This is a genomic window from Microcoleus sp. B3-D7, assembly GCF_036705305.1.
GTDB lineage: Bacteria > Cyanobacteriota > Cyanobacteriia > Cyanobacteriales > Microcoleaceae > Microcoleus.
On record NZ_JAUBUE010000004.1, the window covers coordinates 137654 to 158231 of the forward strand.

At 44.7% G+C, this 20578-nt stretch carries 13 protein-coding genes and 1 tRNA gene; 8 read left to right on the top strand and 6 right to left on the bottom strand.

Annotation, left to right across the window (positions count from 1 at the left end; translation table 11 throughout):
* The first annotated feature begins 167 nt into the window (after window positions 1-167).
* Window positions 168-1943, top strand: coding sequence for an ATP-binding protein (locus QUB25_RS05120; RefSeq protein WP_333182242.1), 1776 nt, complete (start codon window positions 168-170; stop codon window positions 1941-1943).
* Between the two features lie 244 nt (window positions 1944-2187).
* Here QUB25_RS05120 and QUB25_RS05125 read toward each other — a convergent pair.
* A tRNA-Leu gene (locus tag QUB25_RS05125) sits at window positions 2188-2272 on the bottom strand.
* Between the two features lie 198 nt (window positions 2273-2470).
* On the opposite strand from QUB25_RS05125, the gene ndhL reads away from it, so the two are divergent.
* The 5 genes from ndhL (at window position 2471) to QUB25_RS05150 (ending at window position 8953) form a co-directional block, all read left to right on the top strand.
* Complete coding sequence (gene ndhL, locus QUB25_RS05130) at window positions 2471-2686, top strand: NAD(P)H-quinone oxidoreductase subunit L (protein WP_193972727.1); 216 nt, start codon at window positions 2471-2473, stop codon at window positions 2684-2686.
* The gene (locus QUB25_RS05135; protein ID WP_333040197.1) at window positions 2687-2992 is read left to right on the top strand and encodes a DUF3007 family protein; all 306 of its coding nucleotides are present in this window, start codon (window positions 2687-2689) and stop codon (window positions 2990-2992) included. It abuts the gene before it with no gap.
* Window positions 2993-3294: 302 nt separating this feature from the next.
* Window positions 3295-4092 (top strand): tryptophan synthase subunit alpha, encoded by a 798-nt coding sequence (gene trpA, locus QUB25_RS05140; protein ID WP_333182243.1) that lies wholly within the window; start codon window positions 3295-3297, stop codon window positions 4090-4092.
* A 498-nt stretch (window positions 4093-4590) separates the two neighbouring features.
* Window positions 4591-5238: a DUF6658 family protein gene (locus QUB25_RS05145; protein ID WP_333182244.1), complete on the top strand. Its 648-nt coding sequence runs from the start codon at window positions 4591-4593 to the stop codon at window positions 5236-5238.
* A gap of 1303 nt (window positions 5239-6541) precedes the next feature.
* Complete coding sequence (locus tag QUB25_RS05150) at window positions 6542-8953, top strand: ATP-binding protein (RefSeq protein ID WP_333182310.1); 2412 nt, start codon at window positions 6542-6544, stop codon at window positions 8951-8953.
* A gap of 275 nt (window positions 8954-9228) precedes the next feature.
* On the opposite strand, the gene QUB25_RS05155 is transcribed toward QUB25_RS05150, so the two are convergent.
* From QUB25_RS05155 to QUB25_RS05165, 3 genes are all read right to left on the bottom strand, one after another.
* Window positions 9229-10569: a serine/threonine-protein kinase gene (locus tag QUB25_RS05155; RefSeq protein WP_333182245.1), complete on the bottom strand. Its 1341-nt coding sequence runs from the start codon at window positions 10567-10569 to the stop codon at window positions 9229-9231.
* A 154-nt stretch (window positions 10570-10723) separates the two neighbouring features.
* A complete protein-coding gene (locus QUB25_RS05160) occupies window positions 10724-11719 on the bottom strand; it encodes a pentapeptide repeat-containing protein (protein WP_333182246.1) in 996 nt (331 codons plus the stop codon).
* Window positions 11720-11902: 183 nt separating this feature from the next.
* The gene (locus QUB25_RS05165; RefSeq protein WP_333182247.1) at window positions 11903-13594 is read right to left on the bottom strand and encodes a hypothetical protein; all 1692 of its coding nucleotides are present in this window, start codon (window positions 13592-13594) and stop codon (window positions 11903-11905) included.
* A gap of 70 nt (window positions 13595-13664) precedes the next feature.
* Here QUB25_RS05165 and QUB25_RS05170 point away from each other — a divergent pair, with 70 nt between their 5' ends.
* Window positions 13665-15164, top strand: a complete 1500-nt coding sequence (locus QUB25_RS05170; protein ID WP_333182248.1) for an NAD(P)/FAD-dependent oxidoreductase — start codon at window positions 13665-13667, stop codon at window positions 15162-15164.
* A gap of 377 nt (window positions 15165-15541) precedes the next feature.
* Here the strand turns inward: QUB25_RS05170 and QUB25_RS05175 are convergent, their stop codons facing one another.
* The gene (locus tag QUB25_RS05175; RefSeq protein WP_333182249.1) at window positions 15542-16552 is read right to left on the bottom strand and encodes a leucine-rich repeat domain-containing protein; all 1011 of its coding nucleotides are present in this window, start codon (window positions 16550-16552) and stop codon (window positions 15542-15544) included.
* A gap of 178 nt (window positions 16553-16730) precedes the next feature.
* Between QUB25_RS05175 and QUB25_RS05180 the strand changes: the two genes are divergently transcribed.
* Window positions 16731-17189 carry an ABA4-like family protein gene (locus QUB25_RS05180; RefSeq protein WP_333182250.1) on the top strand — a complete coding sequence of 153 codons (459 nt, stop codon included), beginning with the start codon at window positions 16731-16733 and terminating at the stop codon, window positions 17187-17189.
* Between the two features lie 343 nt (window positions 17190-17532).
* On the opposite strand, the gene QUB25_RS05185 is transcribed toward QUB25_RS05180, so the two are convergent.
* Window positions 17533-20454 carry a GAF domain-containing protein gene (locus QUB25_RS05185; protein ID WP_333182251.1) on the bottom strand — a complete coding sequence of 974 codons (2922 nt, stop codon included), beginning with the start codon at window positions 20452-20454 and terminating at the stop codon, window positions 17533-17535.
* Window positions 20455-20578: the final 124 nt, after the last annotated feature.

Genomic DNA, 20578 nt, shown 5'->3' on the forward strand with positions numbered 1-20578 from the left:
ACAAACACTCTAGTATAAAAACAGAGATAATAGGGGAAGAGTTAAGTTTTGACTTAAAGATTTCCAAATTCAAAATTAAACAGTTAAAACAGCTTTCCGCCTTCAGCATAAGTGCATTCTGCTTTTCTTTGCTCAATTACTCCTAATTTCTTTGGGAGGAACTTCCCATGTTATTATTTACCCACAGTCAGTCCAAAAATAGCAAGGTAGAGCAAAAGCACTATGCTCAAAAACATTTGTTACCGACTTCAACTATTAATCTAACTGGGCTAAAGGCAGAATGCAACCATTTGCGGATCGGCCAAAAAATTAGCTATGGCTATGCTTTAGCTATCGGCATAGCGATTTTGGGAACAGGTGCGGGACTGAGATTGGGAGACTACTTTCGCAAGCAAGCTTTAGTTCAGGTGAATGTTGCTGGGCAGCAGCAGCAACTGCTGCAAAATTTGCAAAATACCGTATTTGAAGCCCGATCGCACGCGGCGAGATTGCCAGTCGTTTTGGGAAACACTCTGGCGCTACAATACGAACAAGATCGGTTTTTCGGGCAAATCCATCAGGCGAAAATCCTGATTTCAGAAATTGAATCTTTCGCACGAGAAAATCCGGATAGACTAGCAACAGAAGAGGCAGCATTGCACGCTATATTGAAGAAATCTGCCCTCGTCATTGATTACTACGGTAAGCTAATTAAATTGCAGTTAAAAGAAGCGGATGTTTGGAACTTGCCACCCAACAGCATTGAGTCCGCACAACTACAAATGTTGAGGACTAGCAGCGGCCAAGAGGCGATCGTACTAGATAACCTTGCTCAAAGTTTAACTGACCTAATTTCTACAGTAGAAATTCACAAACAGCAAGGAACCCAAGCATTAGAAGAAGCTGGAAGTTTGCGAAACCGAATTATTATCGGGAGTATGCTAATTTCAGCACTCATCGCCGCCACCCTAGCGGACAAAACCAGCCGCGCGATCGCCCAACCCCTCGAAACCGTCACTAATGTGGCTCAGCAAGTTGCTCGCGAATCAAATTTTAACCTGCAAGTACCAGTCACAACCGACGACGAAATCGGAGTTTTAGCTGTCTCTTTCAATCAATTGATTCAGCGAGTTAGCGAGTATACACAAGAACTCAAACAAACTCAATCCCAATTAATTCAGACCGAAAAAATGTCATCTCTCGGTCAAATGGTTGCAGGGATAGCCCACGAAATCAACAATCCTGTCAACTTCATCGGCGGCAACATTGACTATGCCAACCAATACATCGAAGATTTAGCAGGTTTGGTAACTCTCTATCAAGAATATTATCCCAACCCACCAGATGCCATTCTAGAGCGCATCGAAGACATTGAACTCGAATTTCTCAGAGAAGATTTACCAAAAACTCTCTCTTCGATGAAAATGGGAGCCGATCGCATTCGCGAAATTGTCGTATCGATGCGGAATTTTTCGCGATTGGACGACGGAAAAATGAAATCAGCCGACATTCACGAAGGAATTGATAGCACCCTCGTAATTCTCAATCATCGGCTCAAACAAGGTATTCAAGTTATTAAACAATACGGCAAGTTGCCTGCGCTTGAGTGCTATCCGGCCCAACTCAATCAAGTATTTATGAACGTGATCGGCAATGCAATAGATGCGCTGGAGGAGGTGAAAAAGGAGGACAAAGGCTATTCGCCAACTATTTGGGTTAGCACGGAAATTACAGCCGACAATACTGTCACCGTCAAGATTCGGGATAACGGGCCGGGAATTGCCTCCGCCAGTACCCAACAGATATTTGACCCATTTTTTACTACAAAGTCGATCGGCAAAGGTACTGGATTAGGATTGGCTATTTCCTATCAAATCCTTGCCAAGCATCAAGGCAAAATTGAGGTAAATTCTCAAATAGGACAGGGCACGGAATTTGTGATTACTTTGCCAGTTGCTGCGTAATATCACGCGGGGCGATCGGGATGAACAGAAAAAATCGCTTCCGACTGTCGCAGAATTTCCCAAACCAGCCGATTTGCTCAACCAGTTGAAGACCCGACGTAAAAAGTCGGGGGCGAACTTGGCAGATATAGAGAGAGGCGCTTTTGGACATAGTAGAAAACCATTAGCGCGAAAATTTAACGGATAACAGAACTCTTGGTGACAAGAAATCAGAAACCGTTGAATCACAAATCATTGAAATGGATGGGGGCGGAGGGACTTGAACCCACACGACCGTTTCGGGTCAACGGATTTTAAGTCCGTAGCGTCTACCATTCCGCCACGCCCCCCTTTGGTCAAGCTGCTGTGGTTTTGAGCCACTAACAGCAACAGCCTTTTATTCTACAGCCAAAACCCGAATTTACGCAACCCCTAATCAAAAAATTCCCAAAAGTCGCGCTGGATCTCCGCAAGCGGTACAATAGTTAACCAGCCAACGGAGCGTGTCAACTGACTTACCCGTGTTATTATTCCCCTAAAGCAAATCTATGTATATTACCTTACTGCTTTACGCCGTCTTGGCAGGAGCCTACCTCCTGGTAGTACCCGCGGCCACCTACGCTTACCTTAACAGCCGCTGGTACGTCGCTACCTCTTTTGAGCGCGGCTTCATGTACTTCTTGATGTTCTTCTTCTTCCCAGGTATGTTTCTCCTAGCTCCATTTTTGAATTTTCGGCCCAAACGGCGGCAGATAGAAGCCTAAATGCGACGTATTGACGTAATTGGAATCAGTGTCGGCTTTTTTGTAGCAGGTGGGTTTGTCTACTTGCTACTGCAATTTGCCGGACTCGACAGCATGAATGCAGGGATTTGGAGTCAGTTGTTTTTGGTCGCCGGCTTGATTGGCTGGCTGGTGACTTATTTATTTCGAGCACTGACTCAAAATATGACCTACAGCCAGCAATTGCAAGACTACAAAGAAGCTGTCTTGCAGAAGCAGCTAGATGCACTCACTCCTGAAGAATTAGCCCAACTTCAAGCCGAAATTGAGCAGGAAAAAGATAATTAGTCAATAGTCCTTAGTCCTCAGTCATTAGTTATTAGTGAGTTATTAATGATTAGTCATTAGCAATAAACTCTGAACTAATGACTGGGGAATAACAACTCATCAATAGTAATATTGACTGCTAATTTAATGACTGATGATTGATATCACGTTCCCTAAAATAAGCGCGATAGGTTTGTAGTGAGGACTTCAGTCCGAGGGAGTTTTATGAGAAATGAAGTCCTCACTACAAACAAATTTAATTGCGCTCGATCGAGGGGACATCCTATGATGACCAATGACCAATGACTGATGACTAATAACTAATGACTATTTCTAATTGTTTTGAAACGTTGCGAAAAAGCAACCAATGTGCATTGATTCCTTTTATTACTGCTGGCGACCCAGATTTGGAGACAACGGCTAAAGCACTGCAAATTTTGGATGATAACGGTGCAGATGCGATCGAGCTTGGCGTTCCCTATTCTGACCCGCTAGCTGACGGGCCGGTGATTCAAGCCGCTGCTACAAGGGCTCTACAGCGGGGAACGACGTTAGATGCGGTGCTGGAAATGGTAGCGAAAGTTAGTCCGAATTTGCGATCGCCCATCATTCTCTTCACATACTACAACCCGATTTTGTACCGAGGTATAGAAACCTTTTTGCAGCAAATCAAAAGTGCTGGAGTTCAGGGATTGGTTGTACCCGACTTGCCCTTAGAAGAAGCCGACAGTCTCATCCAACCTGCCAAGAAATTAGGGATTGAACTAACATTATTAGTGGCTCCCACCAGTCCCAAAAGTCGCATAGAAGCGATCGCTCGTCAGTCTCAAGGGTTTATTTACTTAGTCAGTGTGACGGGGGTTACGGGGGTACGCGAAGGCTTAGAAACGAGAGCAAAAGAGTTGCTGCAAGAACTCCGCACCGTCACCGACAAACCTATCGGCGTCGGGTTTGGTATATCGAAACCCGAACACGCTCGCCAAGTGAAAGAATGGGGTGCAGATGCTGCGATTGTTGGCAGTGCTTTTGTCAAACGCTTGGCCGAAGGAACTCCAGAACAGGGTTTAGAGGCTATCGGCGAATTTTGCAAAAGTCTAAAAACAGCGATTCAAAATGCTTAGTAAGTGTGCAAATACTTTCAGCCATTAGACAGATGTGTGCGATCGGGATGTGCCGCCACAATTGCGATTAAAGACCTTGTTGTACTTGAGATCATACACCACCTTCCTTCTAGTTCCTGACTAGAAGGTTTTTTTTGGAGCCGAACACGCACAATATTTCAACATAGTGCGCGCATGGAGAACCAAACAGCTATGTATGGAAACGACTTTGCCTTCTCCAATGCGGGGTGCTGCGACTTTTAATAATTGGTAGAAGATTGAGGATTGTCCATTCCTTCTTCCTGATTGCTGATTTCTCTCCGCTCGAAAAGCCGAAGAGCCTTCTTCCTTCTTCCTTCTTCCTTCTACTATAACTTGAGGAATGTAACTTGGGATAGATGAAAAGCTACGGTTTCTATTCGTATACTTAAAAAGTGTTTAAGTGCCTAATTTGGTACGGCTAGACATCTACAAAGCCACAAGGCATTTGAGCATCTCACAATAGAAAGGAGCATTTTTATGAACAGACTAACTGCATTTGTGAAAAAAATTCGAGCTGTACAAATCTTAACAGTGTTTCTGGCTGGCATTTTAGTATTAGTGAGTACAGCCTGTAGCCGCCCTGATGTGACGGCAGGAAAAACTGATGTGATGGCAGGACAGGCCGATGCGAGGGTAGGAAAAACTGCCGACAAAATTAGAGAAGAAGTGCCTTCAGGGGCTGTAACGTCCGAATTCAAAGGCGGGATGAACGACTACAGCGAGGTCGATCCCAGAAACAAAAAGATGACCACCACAGAAGCAAAAGCTGAGCTTCTCAAAGAGCAAGCGCAGCACCGCATTGACACGAAATCTAGCAACAATGTAGGCGAAAATGTGCGGCGGGTAGCGGATGACGCACCTGAGAAACTAGGCCAAATTGGGCAAAAGGTGAAGGAAGATGCTCGCACCGCCCAGCGCAAAGCTGATAACTTTGGCGACAAAACCAAACAAGGCTTTTCTAATCTTAAAGAAAACACTCGCGAAGGCTTGAAGGGAGCAAAAGATGTTGTTAAAGAAGCCACGCAGGGAGCAAAAGAAAGAGCAGCAGAGGGTACTGAGTCTCTGAGATATAATACCAGCGGCGGCCAAGAAAATATCAATGATGCAGCACGAGATGCAAGATAGAATGCTCAAGATGCCTCAGACAATATTTGCTAGAAAGTGAATCGAGATATTGACTGAACTCAACGAGCGGCTGAAAGAGCGACAGACGACTAATCTCAAATAACGCTGTTTCCTTTTCGGGAAGCTAGATTCCGACAGGGGTTAAAACCCCTGTCGGAATCTAGGTAAAATCAATCGATTTTAGATTTTAGATTTTAGATTAAAGAATTGAAGCATTGACCCCACGGATAAATTCGGGGGAAAACTTTCATCGGATACAGGTTTTTTATTTCTGGGTCCTGAGTCTGCGAAGGAATGAATCCGGGGGCTTGTATCCTGGATGCTTCCGGTCATGTGAAGACTACTGCCTATTAATATTTGATTGGGTTTTAACCCCTGGGAGGGCTATTAGGCCGGAAGGAGAGTGGAGGGGGGTTTCAGCACAATCCAACGTCCCTGTCGTTTTCTAGGGGGGACTGGAATGCCACTTTTTTCACGACGGATTCTTTATAATTTCTATAGATTGTATTTGGATTTTTTAAGATAAAAACTTTTTGACCGACGTAGCGGAAATTTGGGCGTTCGAGCTATATTAAATTCAATTAATTACCCATTGTATTTTTCAATATATGATAAGGCAGTGTTTCTACGGTATTTCGCGTTCATTGAATCGCATTTGAGATTAACAGCAGAAACTTATACGTAAGTAAAAAGCTTTAATCGCGATCGCCAAAGTATAAAATGTTGTTCATTCACAGATAATTGGAATTTTCGATCGGGTGATCAAAAATTATGCGGTTTATGCCCTAAGATAGATACACTAAGTTTTGTCAAGCTAATTTCGGAGTTGAGGTCAGCCGATATGGACGCAAGAATAAATGCAGTAGATTTGACTACGGTAATGCCTGGAGATCGCCCGATCGCGCAATTGTAAACACATTCTCGATCAGCGATCGATCGGTTCGTGCGCGAGAAAGACCGACAACCCGCCGCTAAAATTCTCAAACCTACCTCGTTGTGGGGGAGGATTTCCGGGACGCGGTGCTGCTACAATCCAAAAAAGTTGTATTAGCGACCGTTCATGGGATCGGTAGAAATAGTCCTCAACCGAACAGATATTCTGGACGAACTCCAACGCAGATCGGTTATTTACAAATACATTAAACCTTCCAATCTTTCAATTAATCTTGACTGTTATCTGCCACATGGAGGTGTATAAGTTTTAGCAAAAAGAGGCCACGGATTCGGGATATATTCGAGCCGTAATCCGCCGCCAATCGACAGGGGAAATGGAGGCCAACCTTATCTTGGGAATTGTGTTTTGATGCTAGTAACGATGATGCACGACTTTTATGATGCGCTGGCAGATTTGGCAATCTATGCAGATGCCGCACCGGCGGAGCGCCAACAAATCCTTAAGCGCGTTGGGGCTAGTCAGAAAAAACTAAAAGAATTCGCGCACCATACGCCGATCAATTACCAACACAAGTTCGATCTGGTTGAGGCAGAATTGCTGGGCGTTTTGGGAAAGACAGCAGAAGCAATGGAACTGTACGATCGAGCTATTACCGGAGCTAAAGCTAACGAATATGTCAATGAAGAAGCTCTTGCCGGCGAACTCGCTGCTAAGTTTTACCTGTCATTGGGAAGAGAAAAAATAGCCCGACTCTACATGATAGATGCCTATGATTGCTATGTCCGCTGGGGAGATAGATCAAAAATTGATGACTTAGAAAAACGTTATCCTCAATTATTAAAACCGATTTTAGAACCCGCAAAACTCCCTGCAAATCCATTAGCAAATTTTCCAACACCTGCTGGGGAAAATCAATCGCTTCATCCATCCATTCATCCATCCATTCATCCGTCTGTTTCGGCGAGCGTCTCAGATTTTGGGAATTTTTCAACACTGCTAAAAGCTTGTCAAGCGCTCTCTAGTGAAAGAGAACTCGCTCGACTGATTGCCAAACTGATGCAACTGGCGATGAAAAATACAGGAGCTGACAAAGGAGCGCTGATTTTGCCAAACGGCAATCAATGGGAAATCGCGGCTACCAGCACGCTCGACAATTCGGGAGCCGAGTGGGCGATCGACTTATCATCCGCAAAACTCGATGAAAACAGCGATATCTTGCCCCTCAAAATTGTTGACTGCGTTAAAAATTTATTGAAACCTGTGATTGTTCGGGATCTCGCTCAACAACGTGATTGGGATTCCGACTCCTACATCCTCAAATACCAACCGCAGAGCCTGTTGTGTTGGCCGATTCTCGATCGAGGCAGCTTAGTCGGCATTTTGTATCTGGAAAATCGCTTAACCGCAAGAGTTTTTACCCGCGATCGCCTGCAACTTCTCAATCTCCTGTGTTCCCAGGCAGCCATCTGTTTGCAAAATGCTCTGCTATATAAAAAGTATCAGGATTACAACAAACAATTAGAGCGATCGCTAGTAAAAATTAGCCGAACCGAAGCTCAGCTTGCCGATCAGAAAAAAATGCTCCAAGCGATTCTTGATGTCGCTCCGATTTGGATTTGGATGGTGAATCCCAGTGGTAAAGTACAGTTTGTGAACAAAACATTTTCTCAAGAGGTGGGCGTGCCTCTGAGCGATTTCCTAGCTGTCGATCATTATAAAGATATACTAGGGGAGAATGCAGCGGGCTGTCTGGTTTCAGATGCCGCCTGCCTTACTCAAGATTTGCCGCATTACTCCAGCGAAATTCTCAGATTGGTTGACGGCAAACTACACAATTTAGAAATCACGAAAGTGCAGTTAAAAAATTCCTATGGCGAGACAATCGGAATTATTGGTTTGGGTGTTGATGCCACTGAGCGCAAGCGAGCAGCCGAACTTTTACAAGAGCAAAATCAACAGCTCGAACGAACTTTAAAAAATTTACAACAAGCACAACTGCAAATCGTGCAAAATGAGAAAATGTCGGCATTGGGTAATTTAGTCGCCGGAGTCGCACACGAAATTAACAATCCGATTGGGTTTATTTCTGGGAATTTAAGCGAAGGTAAAAGAAGTTTGGAAGATGTTATCGAACACTTAGAATTGTATCGATCCGGTGCATCGCAATCGGAAATAGCCGACCACGCCGAAGAGATAGACCTCGATTATCTTTTGGAAGATTTACCGAAGATGATTGATTCAATGCAACTTGGGTGCGAGCGCATTTGCAGCATCAGCAACAGTTTGCGTACCTTCTCCCGAGGCGACAAAGACTACAAAGTTCCTTTTAATATTCACGAAGGCATTGATAGCGCGATTTTAATTTTGAAACACCGTCTCAAAGCAAACGAACACCGCCCGCAGATCGAAGTGATAACTAAATACGGCCATCTCCCTAAAATCGAATGTTTTCCCGGTCAATTGAATCAAGTTTTCATGAACCTCCTTGCCAATGCGATCGATGCCTTAGAAGAGTCAAATATTGGACGCAGTTTTAGCGAAATTACCGCCCACCCCAACCGCATCACGATTTGCACGGATATAGTCGGCGAGGGGTACATTAAAATTAAAATTGCTGATAACGGCACGGGGATAAAAGAGGAAGTTAAACAGCAGATATTCGACCATTTGTTCACGACGAAAGGTGTCGGCAAAGGAACTGGATTGGGGTTGGCAATTGTCCACCAGATTGCGGTAGAAAAACATGGCGGAAGCATCGAGGTGAATGGCGAGCCAGGAATTGGCACTGAGTTTGCGATCGTTTTGCCTGTGAAGGGATAAATTTGAATTAAAATTCAATGTTTTTTGGGCGATCGCGTAATAAGATATACTGACTTTGATTGGGGTCTTTTTTTGAAAGCCTTGGCATAACTCTTTTAAAGTAGCATCATTTTATTGATCGAGCAGTCTGGTTTACAAGCTGTTGCTACTGTACTTAATGAACCTGGAATATGCTGTATTTTAGATACCCTATAAGTGAGTGCGTCACCCATTTTTAGTTGCGAGGTGTCTATTATACAAAAAAATTAATCACCAAGGCTTCGCCCTACAAAAATTTATCTTAAATTTAACCAATCTTGAATTTCTTGCGCTAACCAAGCCGCCTCAACCTCTTTCAAATTGTTCCCTAAGACATAAAAGTAAGTTCCTGTATAGTTGCCTGAACGAATTTTGATGTAATTCCCCCCATAAGTATTGTATATAAAAGCACCCAAAATCTCAGAAACTTCCCCCCTTTGTCCTAAATAACTCCAACCAAATATCTGATGTTCCAGTTTAAAGTAGTTCCGGTTAAAGGTAATTTTATTACTATTGCCCACAATCTTAAGTAAAATACTTGTACTTGCTATAATCGTAAACCATCCTAATCCCGTATAGAAATTTGGTTCCCCAAATACTACGGTGATCGGCATCAATAACAGTATAATTAATATTCCTATTAAAAAAGCACAGAAAAAAGGCTTTCTGACTAAAGTAGACGGAATTTTAATGTTTAACTCGATTGCTGATTTGCTAACTTGAATGCGACTGTGAGGTGGTTTAGCAATTTTCCAAACAGTCGGAATTTGAAGATTAGCCCCTTGTATGTTTCCCGATTTCAAAGCTGCTAAAGCGTCTCTAGCCTTGCTGAAACGCTTTTCTAAGGCGATTTCCGTCATCTTCTCAATCCAGCTTACCAAAGTGGGATTCACACTCACGCGATCGCTAAACTGAATCCGAGAATCTTTCTGTGGCAAATCCGCAGGAGTCATTCCCGTTAACAAATGAATTAAAGTAGCTCCCAAAGCATACAAATCCGAAGCCGCCACCGCCCGCCCCCAAAACTGTTCTAAGGGTGCATAGCCACTCGTTCCTACCACTGTAAACGTTACACCTGTCACCGCCGCTTGAGCTTGTACCGCACCAAAATCTACTAGATAAACCTGCTGATCTTCCCCCCAAATTAAATTACTCGGCTTAATATCTCGGTGCAAAACTGGGGGGCTTAGTTCATGCAAATAAATTAAAATTTCTAGCACTTCAGTGGCAATTTTTCGTACTTGTTTTTCTGAAAAATTATTGCCTTTTTCTAACAATTCCTGTAGTGAAAATCCCGGAATATAATCTTGCACTAACCCAAACCAAGGCAATCCTGCTCCGGCTTCCCGTTCCAGTGAAAAATAATCTCGATAACAAGGAATGCGGGGATGATTCAGCGCCTGCAAAACTTGTGCTTCTCTTTCAAAAAGCTTGAGTTCTTCCCAGTGCATTTCCGGGCTAAAAGCTAACATTTTCAGCGTCACCTGTTCTTGAGACTCTAAATCTACTGCTAGCCAAGTTTGATGACCGGCCGCTGTGCGTCCTAAACGCTGTTGCAATTGATAACGTTCTTGTAAAATTTTTCCTGTATCTAACACAGCATTGCCTTCCTGTTTTGAATTCTACAAAATGGCCTTAACTATTAAATTAATGACGGCTCTTCTACCTAGCTCATTTTTCCTCATAATTGTTAAATCACAAGGTCGGAGATTAAATCTTTTGGTGACAGCCATAAATTGCTGCTATAAGTAATTACCCGTGCATTTCTCCATTCGGCATAATTGTACCGCGCCACTGAGCACCTGATAAATTAGCAGTGCTCAAATCTGCCCTAATCAAAGTTGTGCGGTGCAAAATTGCCTCCCGCAAATCTGTTCTAGCCAGGTAAGCATCAGTCATATCAGCTTCACTCAAATTTGCCTGATTAAAATTAGCTCGACTCAAATCAGCCCGCACCAAATTAGCTCGACTCAAGTCAGCCATGATTAAATTAGCATTGCTTAACTTTACATCAGTCATAAATGCACCGCGCAAATTAGCGCCAGCCAATTCAGCATCAAGTAACACAGCTCTTTCCAACTTAGCATTGGCCATTACAGCCCAGGAAAAATTTGTTTCTACCAAAGTTGCTTCAGTCAAAAATATGCCATCTAAAATAGCTTCACTCAAATTTGCCTGAGTCAGATTTGTTTCTCCCAGAAATGCTTCTGTCAAATTAGCGTGACTGAGATTAGCTTTAGTCAAATCAGCACCTTGCAAATTGACGCCCCGCAAATCAGCACCTTGCAAATTTGCACCCCGCAAATTTGCACCCTCAAAAAGCCGCAGCTCCTTCCGCAAATTTGCACCCCGCAAGCACGCACCGCGCAAATCTGCACCTTGCAAATTCACACCTCGCATATCTGCATCGCTCAAATTTGCATCAATAAAAACTGCCAAAGAGATGTTAGCTTTGCGAAAGTCTGCACCTTGCAAAGTCGCTCCGTGGAAGTCTGCATCGGACAAATTTGCTCCGCTCAAGTTTGCTTGATTTAAGTTAGCACCGCACAGCTTTGCATTAGTTAAATTTGCGCGCTGAAGGTTAATTCTGCTCAGGTACGACATCGCTAAGTTTGCACCCCAGAGGTCAGCACTGCTTAAATTGACGCCAATTAAATCGGCACCGCTCAGGTATACGCCTCGGAGATTCATACCTTGAAAATCTAGTTCTCCTGATGTATATCGCCTTAAAATTTCGCTGGCATTCATATCTGTTTTTGTTGTTAATTAGGTACAATCTGCTATTTCTAGACTGCTTAAATTTCTGTTCGCGCACGCGGACTTAGTTTTTGTAGCCCCATACTTGAGTCTGAGAAATTTGATGAAGTTTCTTGAATTTCAGTTGATGCAGGCAGACTTAGTTGGTGTAGCCTCAGACTTTAGTCGGGGCATTTAATGAGTTTGATTGACAAATTCTTGAGTCCAAAAGACTGTTTTGTTACCTAACTGTCGCCCGTGAATTTTCACATGAGTCAGATATTTGGATTTTAAAGTACACAGTTTTTTGTGAATGTATGTAGCTGTAGCCTGTTGGTTTGGTACTTCAGCAGACTCCAGAATAACATGGAGCCAACCGTCTTTAAATCCCGCTGTAGCAGCAATTCCTTTAGGCTGTAGCAATTGATTGATCAATTGGGCGATCGCCTTTGGTTTGCCTTGCTTTGCCATTTCCAAAAGCTGATACTGATTTGCTTTATGGCTAGAGTTTTCCTGCGGTATGTCTGAAATATTGTCATCCAGGTTTTCTGTGATTTCATAAGGATATTTACCGCTTTCTTTTGACTCCAATTCGATCAAAATTTCCAGCATTTTATCGGTAAACTTCTGAACTTTTCCTACATACTCTCTGAGATTTTTATATTTCCAGTACAAACGCTCCTCTGGACTTCCCGTAGAAAATTTTCCGTTCAAAGCAGCTTCTAACTTGGTAAATATATTTTCTATTTGCGCCGTTGCGGAGTTAGCACTTTGACTGACTAATTCTGTCATTTCTTCTTCCAATTCCAACTTGCGTTTGATGGAATCGCTAATATTTATAATAACAGGAGCCGCCGGTTCTAAAGTTTCGATAATAGTCGGCATTTCTGCAACTGGGAATGTTTCTACCATTTCCTGTCTGAAATCGGTAGCATAATTATTGCTGGTTTCGGGTTCTTTAAACTGTACAGTTTCTGCCGTGTCCGGCACTAAGTAACTCTTTTGCGGGTCATAATGATAGTGAGCTGGAGCAGCTTGAAGGATGTGAGTAATCTCGCCTGGATCAAAATAATCGGTGCGCCTGTCAACCAGCTCGCTCTCTTCATAAACACTGTTGTTTAAATGGGTCTGATCGTAATCTTCGCTAGCCGAAGATTCGACTTCATCCGGTTCTTCCTGTTGCATTTTTGCGTAACAAGGATTCATCGCTTTGATGATTACGCTTGCAGCTTGGTCGTTTTCATCTCTGTTGTCGAGATTGCTAGCAGTTGTGTACAAGCGAGATTCGAGTTCGGCTAGGCTGCCACAGACATTAAACAGTTGTCGCAGTAGATTGTCTAGTTCTTGAGTTTTCAGCAGTAGCCAATCGCGATCGCTAAAAGTAAACTGGTGATAAAGAGTAGAAAAAATTAGGATTTTCGCCCTCAGCGGATTTGTTTGCTGCAAAATTTTTTGTCGGACATCAAATAATTTGCCGGGGTTTCTTGCACTTTCTTCGCTGCTGGGTACTTCCGAACTAAAGTGTTCTTCAAATGCGGGAGCTTCCTGACCGCCAAAACTAGATATGTTTATTTCTAATTTGGTAAAATCTTCAAATTCATACAGCCTGCTAAGTTGACAGACTATGAGGTCTGCTACTAAAGCATACTCGGTTTTTTTATTAACCTTAGAGACTATATTATTTAAAACTGCTTCAATATCTTCTAACCTGCTGTATTTGGCGCACAGCTCTTCAATTAAAAGCCTTACATCTGCGCTGGCGAGTTGGGCCGGATCGTTTTCCCAGGACTCTTTACAAGCAAAAAATATTATTTTTTTAATGCGCGAGAGATTCACGTCTTGTTCTAATTCGCGAACAACTTCATCTAAAATAGATAAAGCTTTCATAGTTTTCCTCCCATAAAAATACCCTGTCAACACTCAGCAAGAAATAATACAATTATACCACATTTGATAAATGCAAGACTTTGATGCGATCGTAATTGGCAGCGGTATTGGGGGCTTGGTCGCAGCCTCGATGCTAGCTCGTTACGGCAAGCGGGTGCTCGTATGCGAGAGCCACACAATAGCGGGCGGGGCAGCTCACAGCTTTTCCCGCCGGGGATTTCACTTTGATTCGGGGCCTTCTTTTTATTGCGGTTTGACTGACCCCCGGTCGTTCAATCCTTTACGGCAAGTTTTTGATGTTTTGGAGGAATCGATCGCAGCAATTTCCTACGATCCGCTGGGGCATTACCATTTTCCAGAAGGAAGTTTACCGATTTATGCTGATGCCAGAAGTTACTTAAATGCTGTAGCTAAGTTCGCACCGCAAGGTGCTGTAGAATTGCAGCAATTTCAACAAAATTTATTAGTTTTGTATGAAGCTTTGCGTGGAATTCCGGCTTTAGCGCTGAGATCCGACTGGCAGTTGATACCTGTTTTGCTGTCTCGGTACTCGCCTGCTTTGCTGAAGCTGTTGCCGCTAGTAGGTGCGATCGCGGGTTCAGCCGGTTCCTTGATGGATCGGGATGTGCGCGATCCTTGGGTGCGGCGTTTGATCGATTTGGAGTGCTTTTTGCTGTCGGGTTTGAAAGCGCACGGAACTGTCGCGCCGGAAATAGCTTTTATGATTGGCGAACGATCACGCTGTGCGATCGAATATCCTGTAGGTGGCAGCGGTGCGATCGTCGATGCTTTAGTGAGAGGTTTGCAGCGCTGGGGAGGAAAATTGCGCCTGGGAGCTCCCGTCGAGCAAATATTAGTTGAAGCGGGCAAAACCACGGGCGTTCGCTTGAAAAATGGTGAAGTTATCCGCGCCCCAATTGTCATTTCCAATGCCACCGTCTGGGATACTTATAAAAAATTACTGCGCCCTGAAGATTTGCCGGAAAGCTACCGAAAAAACGCTTTGTCGATGCCAGCAGTAGACAGTTTCATGCACCTGCATTTAGGAATTAAAGCCGAAGGACTCGAAGGTTTGACCGGCCACCACGTCGTCGTTCACGACAGCAAGATTGACATTACAGTACCCGGAAATACTTGCATGATTTCGATTCCTACAGTGTGGGATGCAACTCTGGCGCCGCCCGGACATCACGCCGTTCATGCTTATACATTGGAACCTTACGAAGGTTGGGAATATGGCGAATTGTATCAGCAGAAAAAGCAAGAGCGATCGCAATCTCTGTTTCAAGCTTTAGAAAGAATTATACCGGATTTGCGATCGCGAATAGTCTTAGAGTCGATCGGCACACCGCTAACCCACGCCCGATTTTTACGCCGATATCAAGGAACTTACGGGCCTGCAATTGCCGCCGGAAAAGGCACATTTCCCGGGCCGCAAACACCAGTCAAAGGCTTGTATCGCGTGGGAGACAGCACCATGCCAGGAATTGGCGTCCCCGCCGTCGCAGCATCGGGTATTTTGTGCGCGAATACTTTGGTAAATTCGGATGTGACAGCACAATTTTTGTAAGTTATGGCAGAAGGAAGAAGGAAGAAGGAAGAAGGAAAAAGGAAGAAGGGAAATTAACTGGTTCCCTGGCTCTGGCTGGGAACCGAGCTCCAGAGGCTCTGCCTCGCTTGCAAAAAAACAGGAGGCAGAGCAATAGTGAAATGCGTTCCCAGCCAGAGCCAGGGAACGAGGAAAAAACTACTTTTTACAAAATCTGCCTGCTCCCAAAACTGATTATCCACCAGCGGCAAAAGCGCCCATAATTGCGATCGACAAAGCCAAACCTGGCAACAGCAGCAATCCTAACATTAAAGCATCGTGTCCGCTCATCACTTTCTCCTGATATTGACGTTAAACATTATACTATATAAACCGCCATCTTGCCTCGGCCTTAATAATTAAAACCGGCATATAGATTCAGGATTGACAGGGCAAATTTTATTAACAATGGGATTTCCGCGCAAGTCCAGGGTAGTTAACTTTTGCAAAGATTGCAGGGAACTGATATCAGAGATTTGATTGTTGTACAAGTCTAGTAAAAATAAATTATTTAAAGCTTGCAGCGCGCTGGTATCCGAAATCGGGTTGTTGAACAGATAAAGTTCAGTCAAATTAGTTAACGATTTCAGCGGACTGATGTCGGATATTTGATTGTTACCGAGGTTGAGTTCAATTAAATTAGTGAGCGATGTCAAAGGAGTAATATCTGATATTTGATTTTGGAATAAAACCAATTTATTTAACTTATTTAGAGCTTTCAACGGAGTAATGTCAGATATTTCATTTCCGAATAGAAACAGCGTATTGAGATTTTTTAAGGAAGCCAGCGGGGTGATATCGGATATTTTATTATTATAAAGGTAGAGTGTCTGGAGTTCAGTTAAATTTTCCAGAGGTGCGATATCGGAAATTTGATTGTTGTAGAGAATCAGCGCGTTTAAGTTAGTTAAGTTTTTCACCGGAGTGATGTCGGAAATTTTGTTGTCAAACAAGACAAGTGCGGTAAGATTCGTTAGACCTCCTAGGGGACTGATATCTGAGATTTGATTGGTATCGAGAACGAGTTGAGTCAGATTTATTAGAGATGAAAGCGGGCTGATATCTGATATTTGATTGACATCCATAATCAAAGTTTTCAGATTGGTTAAAGATTGCAGGGGAGCGAGGTCAGATATTCGATTGCTGCCGAGGATAAGATTAGTAAGTTTAGTGAAAGATGAGAGGGGACTGATATCGGTAATTTGAAGATTTTTGAGGTTAAGTTCTGTTGTATTAGAAAGCAGTGCGTTGGCTCGATCGCACTCGGAAGTGTCTGATATTTGCAACAGTATTTCTACCGTATGTTTGGCGTCGGGCGAGAGATTCTCTTTTTGCTGGCACCAATCGGGAAAGTTATTATAAGTTGTCATGGACTGTGCTGCCTTAATCGATTTTAGATGGGAGATTTAAAATTTTAGATAAGTATAGCAATTCTATTTCATTTGTGAATGAGATTTTTGTCGGGTTTTGAGAAATTTAAGCAAAAATTGTGTAAAGTAATCTTAACATCCTTAATTGAATTGCATTCGTAGGAGCCAAGAGCCAACTATGACACCAGAACTAATTTTTAATGCCGGTAATCTGTTCGTTGTGCCTTTCTGGGCAATTATGATTTTATTGCCCAACTGGGGAATTACCCGAAAAGTGATGAATTCCTTTATTCCGTTTGCAGTGCTAGCCATTTTGTACATATATTTGTTTGGTAGCAGTCTGACTCCGGAAAATGCGGCTGCTTTGTCCAATCCCAAGCTAGCAGATATTGCTAAGTTTCTGGGGGAGGAAACGGCGGCGGCTACGGGATGGATACATTTTTTAGTGATGGACTTGTTTGTCGGGCGCTGGATTTATTGGGAAGGACAGCGGACAGGAGTTTGGACGGTTCATTCTTTGGCTTTGTGTTTTTTTGCTGGGCCGATGGGATTGCTTTCTCATATTGTAACTGCTTGGATTACTCAAAGGTTTTTCCCGAGTTCTGAGGCGGCGGAAAGTGTTACTTCATCGGTTTAGGCAGAGGGTTTTTAATACTTTGGATGTTAGCTCGCATCCGATTGCATCGAAATGATTAAACCGCGAAGACGCAAAGGACAGGAAGGAAGAGAAAGAAGAAGGTGCGGTTCTTCCTCCGCGCTCTTTGCGTCTTCGCGGTTCATTTAATCTTACGACCTAACAGAACTCGATATAATACAAGTCCGAATCAAACAAAGTTGATATCAATTATCCACTCTTGGAGGCAGAACCTAATTATGTAGCCTGCACCTGAATCACTTTACCGCTAGAAGTTGGGTAGGGGCAGGTTTATAAGTACCTCGTATGTGAATTGCAGATAGGGCGAACTCGCCCGTACAGAATTTTAAGAATTGGCTAGGGGCAGCACTAAACGAGCCACAATTAAATTGTTTTCTAACATTTCTATAGAAAAGTTTCCTCCCATTAAGCGTACCGCTCGCTGACAAACTAAGAGATTTTGCACGATCGACCTATTGGAACTAGAAACGGCTAATATGTCCGGCCCGGAACCGCCGTTGAAGGCAGCAATTAACTGTCGATCGCACGCGCCGCTATCGATCACAGACAATTCTAGCCAACCTTCCCCCAACAACTGAGAGCGAATCTCAATCTTGGCGCCAACAGCAGAGCGCCTGCAAGCCGCCGCCAGCAATTCGCACAGGATCAAATCGAGCTTGATGCTGTCCCCGCGAACGCTCAAAGTCTGGCCCGCCGGCATCGACACAGCAGTTTCTCTGTGTACTTCCAGCAAGACTTGCGACTGTTTGACCAAGGAAGCCGTTCGATCGAGCGATCGCCTCAGCCAAGCGCTCACAGGCACCGCATCTTGTGCGAATTGCAGCCGCCAATGTTCCTGTTTCAGCAGCAAATGAGTTGACCCCAAAGCATTGCCAATTTGCCGCAAAACCTGTTGGTAGCGCAAAGTTTTCAGAGCATCCTTTTGTTCCTTCACTGACTGGAAAATCGACTGACTCAACTCCCCCAACTCCTTCACCCCCGCTCCCACAGTGCGGTAAAACTCCTCAAAACGGCGCTGTTTGTACCAGTTGAGCAGCTCCAGATCCAATCGCTGCGACTCGCTTGCCGATTGCACCGCCAAATACCTGTGCCACCAAGCCAACTGAGACGCCATCGAGCTGAGTAAACTCACCGACAACTCCGACCACTGGCGGCCCGGAGCGTCCGCAGCCACCACAATGCCCGCCGGAGCGTGTTCTGGGGCAGTCCGCAGCGCCACTGTCAGAATCTCGCCAATTCCCGGACTGCGGAGCCACCGCTTCGTCGCCAGCGGCAGTTGGCTCGTGCTCTGTTGCAGCACGCCCGCTTCTGCCAGGGTTTGTTGGATCAAGGCATCTGTTTTGACAGGAATCACCGCCTCGGGATTGAGGGCAAATACCGGATTGGCAGCTACCGTCGCCACGATGGAACCTTCCTCCTGACCCGGATTCCAAGTAATTAGGGCGACTAAAGGACAGGAAAGTGTCTGGGAAACGTGTTGAGCAAAGTTACGATCGAGCTTTTGTAGCGGCAACTCTGGGAACATCGTCGGTGAAGCAGCAGGTATCTCTTGCTCAGATTGCTCATCAGGAGAATGGTGCAAAACTGCCAAACCCGATTTGAGCAATCGCTCAAATTGCTGATATTTGTCGATTGCCGCACTCTGCTGCCAGGAGTGCAGGATCAATCCTAGCTGTTGGCCCACTAGCCGAACTAATTCTTGCTCAGATCGCCTCCAAGTGCGAGTTGCATTGTGTCCGACAACCAGCAAACCCTCGATCGATTTTCGATTGGCGATTTTCGATTTTAGATTGGGGTTTTCTCCCTCTTTGTTTTTCCCCCTCGTGGTCGATGCCAAAAGCGATCGCACCCCCGCCTCCCCCAACACTTCCCGCCAAGCGCTCAACCGCCCGTCTTCCTCCCAATTTTCAATAGCCACAGGTTTGCTTTCTTGCAACAGCCCCACGTCTGCCACATCGAGGGCGTTGAGCGGCGACGGCACTGACCTGCGGTTGCGGGGCAGATTTTGGCAGACAATTTCAAAGCGATTTTGTTCTTCGCCGTACAGCAGCAGCAAAAAGTATTCGCATTTGAGCCGCTCGCACAACTGTTCGGCGGTATTTTTTAAAGTCGCCTCCCAGTCAGCATCGCTGTAGATGGCGCGAGCTATTCCCGCAGTTAAATCTCGATCGATCTCAATTTGCTGAATTTTCTCCTCCATCTCCGACACAGGAGCCGTCAGAGCCACTAACTGCGCCACTCCCCGCAGGTAATGCTTTTCATTGTCTTGCCAAATCCGGGGCTCGCCGGCTTCGACTGCCAAAAATCCCAACAATTCCCCTTCCGAAACAATCGGCGCAGCCAACAGAGAGCGAGCGCGGATTTGCTGCATCAACCGCCCCGTCAGCTCAGTTTTCAGAGAACTTTGAGATTCACCGATCCAAACCATTTCTTCCCTGCCCAAAGCCTGATAAAATTCGCCCAAGTCTTGAACGGTGATGCCTGAAGCCGCTCGGCTCGGCCCGCCCAAACCCGGAGCAACTTCGCGGTTGCTGACTCGGCGCCAAAAATAGCGCCGCTCTCGCTCGAACCAATAAACATTGGTGCGCGTCGGCTCGATAAATTCATGAGTTTGTTCGACCACCGCTTGCAAGTATTGGTCGAGCGATCGCAGTTCCCCCAACTGCGAAATCAGCGCTAAAAGAGACTCATCTGGGTGTTTAACTTGTTGTCGCTGCCAGTCTTTTTCTATTTGGTAAAGAGCAGTTGCCAGCGCTCCAAATACGATCGCCAACTGCGTTTTTTCCCCCGACTTTGGCGACGATCCCCACAGGTCAGTCCCGAGCAAAATCACGCCGTAGCAGCGGTCTTTGTAGCGGAGCGGAAACAGAGTCGTGCCTTGAATATTGAAAGTTTGAGCTGCTTTGCGCCATTCTCCGGCTCTACTTTCCGATCGCAAATCCGGAACTCCCACCGGCCGGAGCTGAATCACCACTTGTTCCAGCAAATCCCCCGGACTGAGGGCAAACCGCTGTTTGAGAAAAGACAGGTCGCCGTTAGGAGTTATGCCGCCTTTGCCGAACAATCTGTGGGCTTGTCGATCGTACAACCCGATCCAAATCAACCGCCAGTCAAATTCCGTTTCCAAGTAACCGAGTGTGGTCGAAAGTAGCACTTCAACGTTCTCCTCTTCTCGGAGAGTCTGGAGAACGCGCTCCAAGGTCGCGATTTGTTCGTCTAAATCCTTTGGTCTTTGCTGCTGCCCCATTTCCAAGCTTCCCCGCACATTTATCTAATTTAAAATTACCAACTTAAAAATTCAAAAAATTAAATTGCAAAAGAATCAACTTATAATATAATCGTCTCACTTATCCTTGAATCTAAAACAGTGG

Coding starts and splice junctions, on each gene's coding strand:
- QUB25_RS05120 (WP_333182242.1), top strand. CDS start 168: ATGTTATTATTTACCCACAGTCAGTCCAAAAATAGCAAGGTAGAGCAA.
- ndhL (WP_193972727.1), top strand. CDS start 2,471: ATGTATATTACCTTACTGCTTTACGCCGTCTTGGCAGGAGCCTACCTC.
- QUB25_RS05135 (WP_333040197.1), top strand. CDS start 2,687: ATGCGACGTATTGACGTAATTGGAATCAGTGTCGGCTTTTTTGTAGCA.
- trpA (WP_333182243.1), top strand. CDS start 3,295: ATGACTATTTCTAATTGTTTTGAAACGTTGCGAAAAAGCAACCAATGT.
- QUB25_RS05145 (WP_333182244.1), top strand. CDS start 4,591: ATGAACAGACTAACTGCATTTGTGAAAAAAATTCGAGCTGTACAAATC.
- QUB25_RS05150 (WP_333182310.1), top strand. CDS start 6,542: ATGCTAGTAACGATGATGCACGACTTTTATGATGCGCTGGCAGATTTG.
- QUB25_RS05160 (WP_333182246.1), bottom strand. CDS start 11,719: ATGAATGCCAGCGAAATTTTAAGGCGATATACATCAGGAGAACTAGAT.
- QUB25_RS05165 (WP_333182247.1), bottom strand. CDS start 13,594: ATGAAAGCTTTATCTATTTTAGATGAAGTTGTTCGCGAATTAGAACAA.
- QUB25_RS05170 (WP_333182248.1), top strand. CDS start 13,665: ATGCAAGACTTTGATGCGATCGTAATTGGCAGCGGTATTGGGGGCTTG.
- QUB25_RS05175 (WP_333182249.1), bottom strand. CDS start 16,552: ATGACAACTTATAATAACTTTCCCGATTGGTGCCAGCAAAAAGAGAAT.
- QUB25_RS05180 (WP_333182250.1), top strand. CDS start 16,731: ATGACACCAGAACTAATTTTTAATGCCGGTAATCTGTTCGTTGTGCCT.
- QUB25_RS05185 (WP_333182251.1), bottom strand. CDS start 20,454: ATGGGGCAGCAGCAAAGACCAAAGGATTTAGACGAACAAATCGCGACC.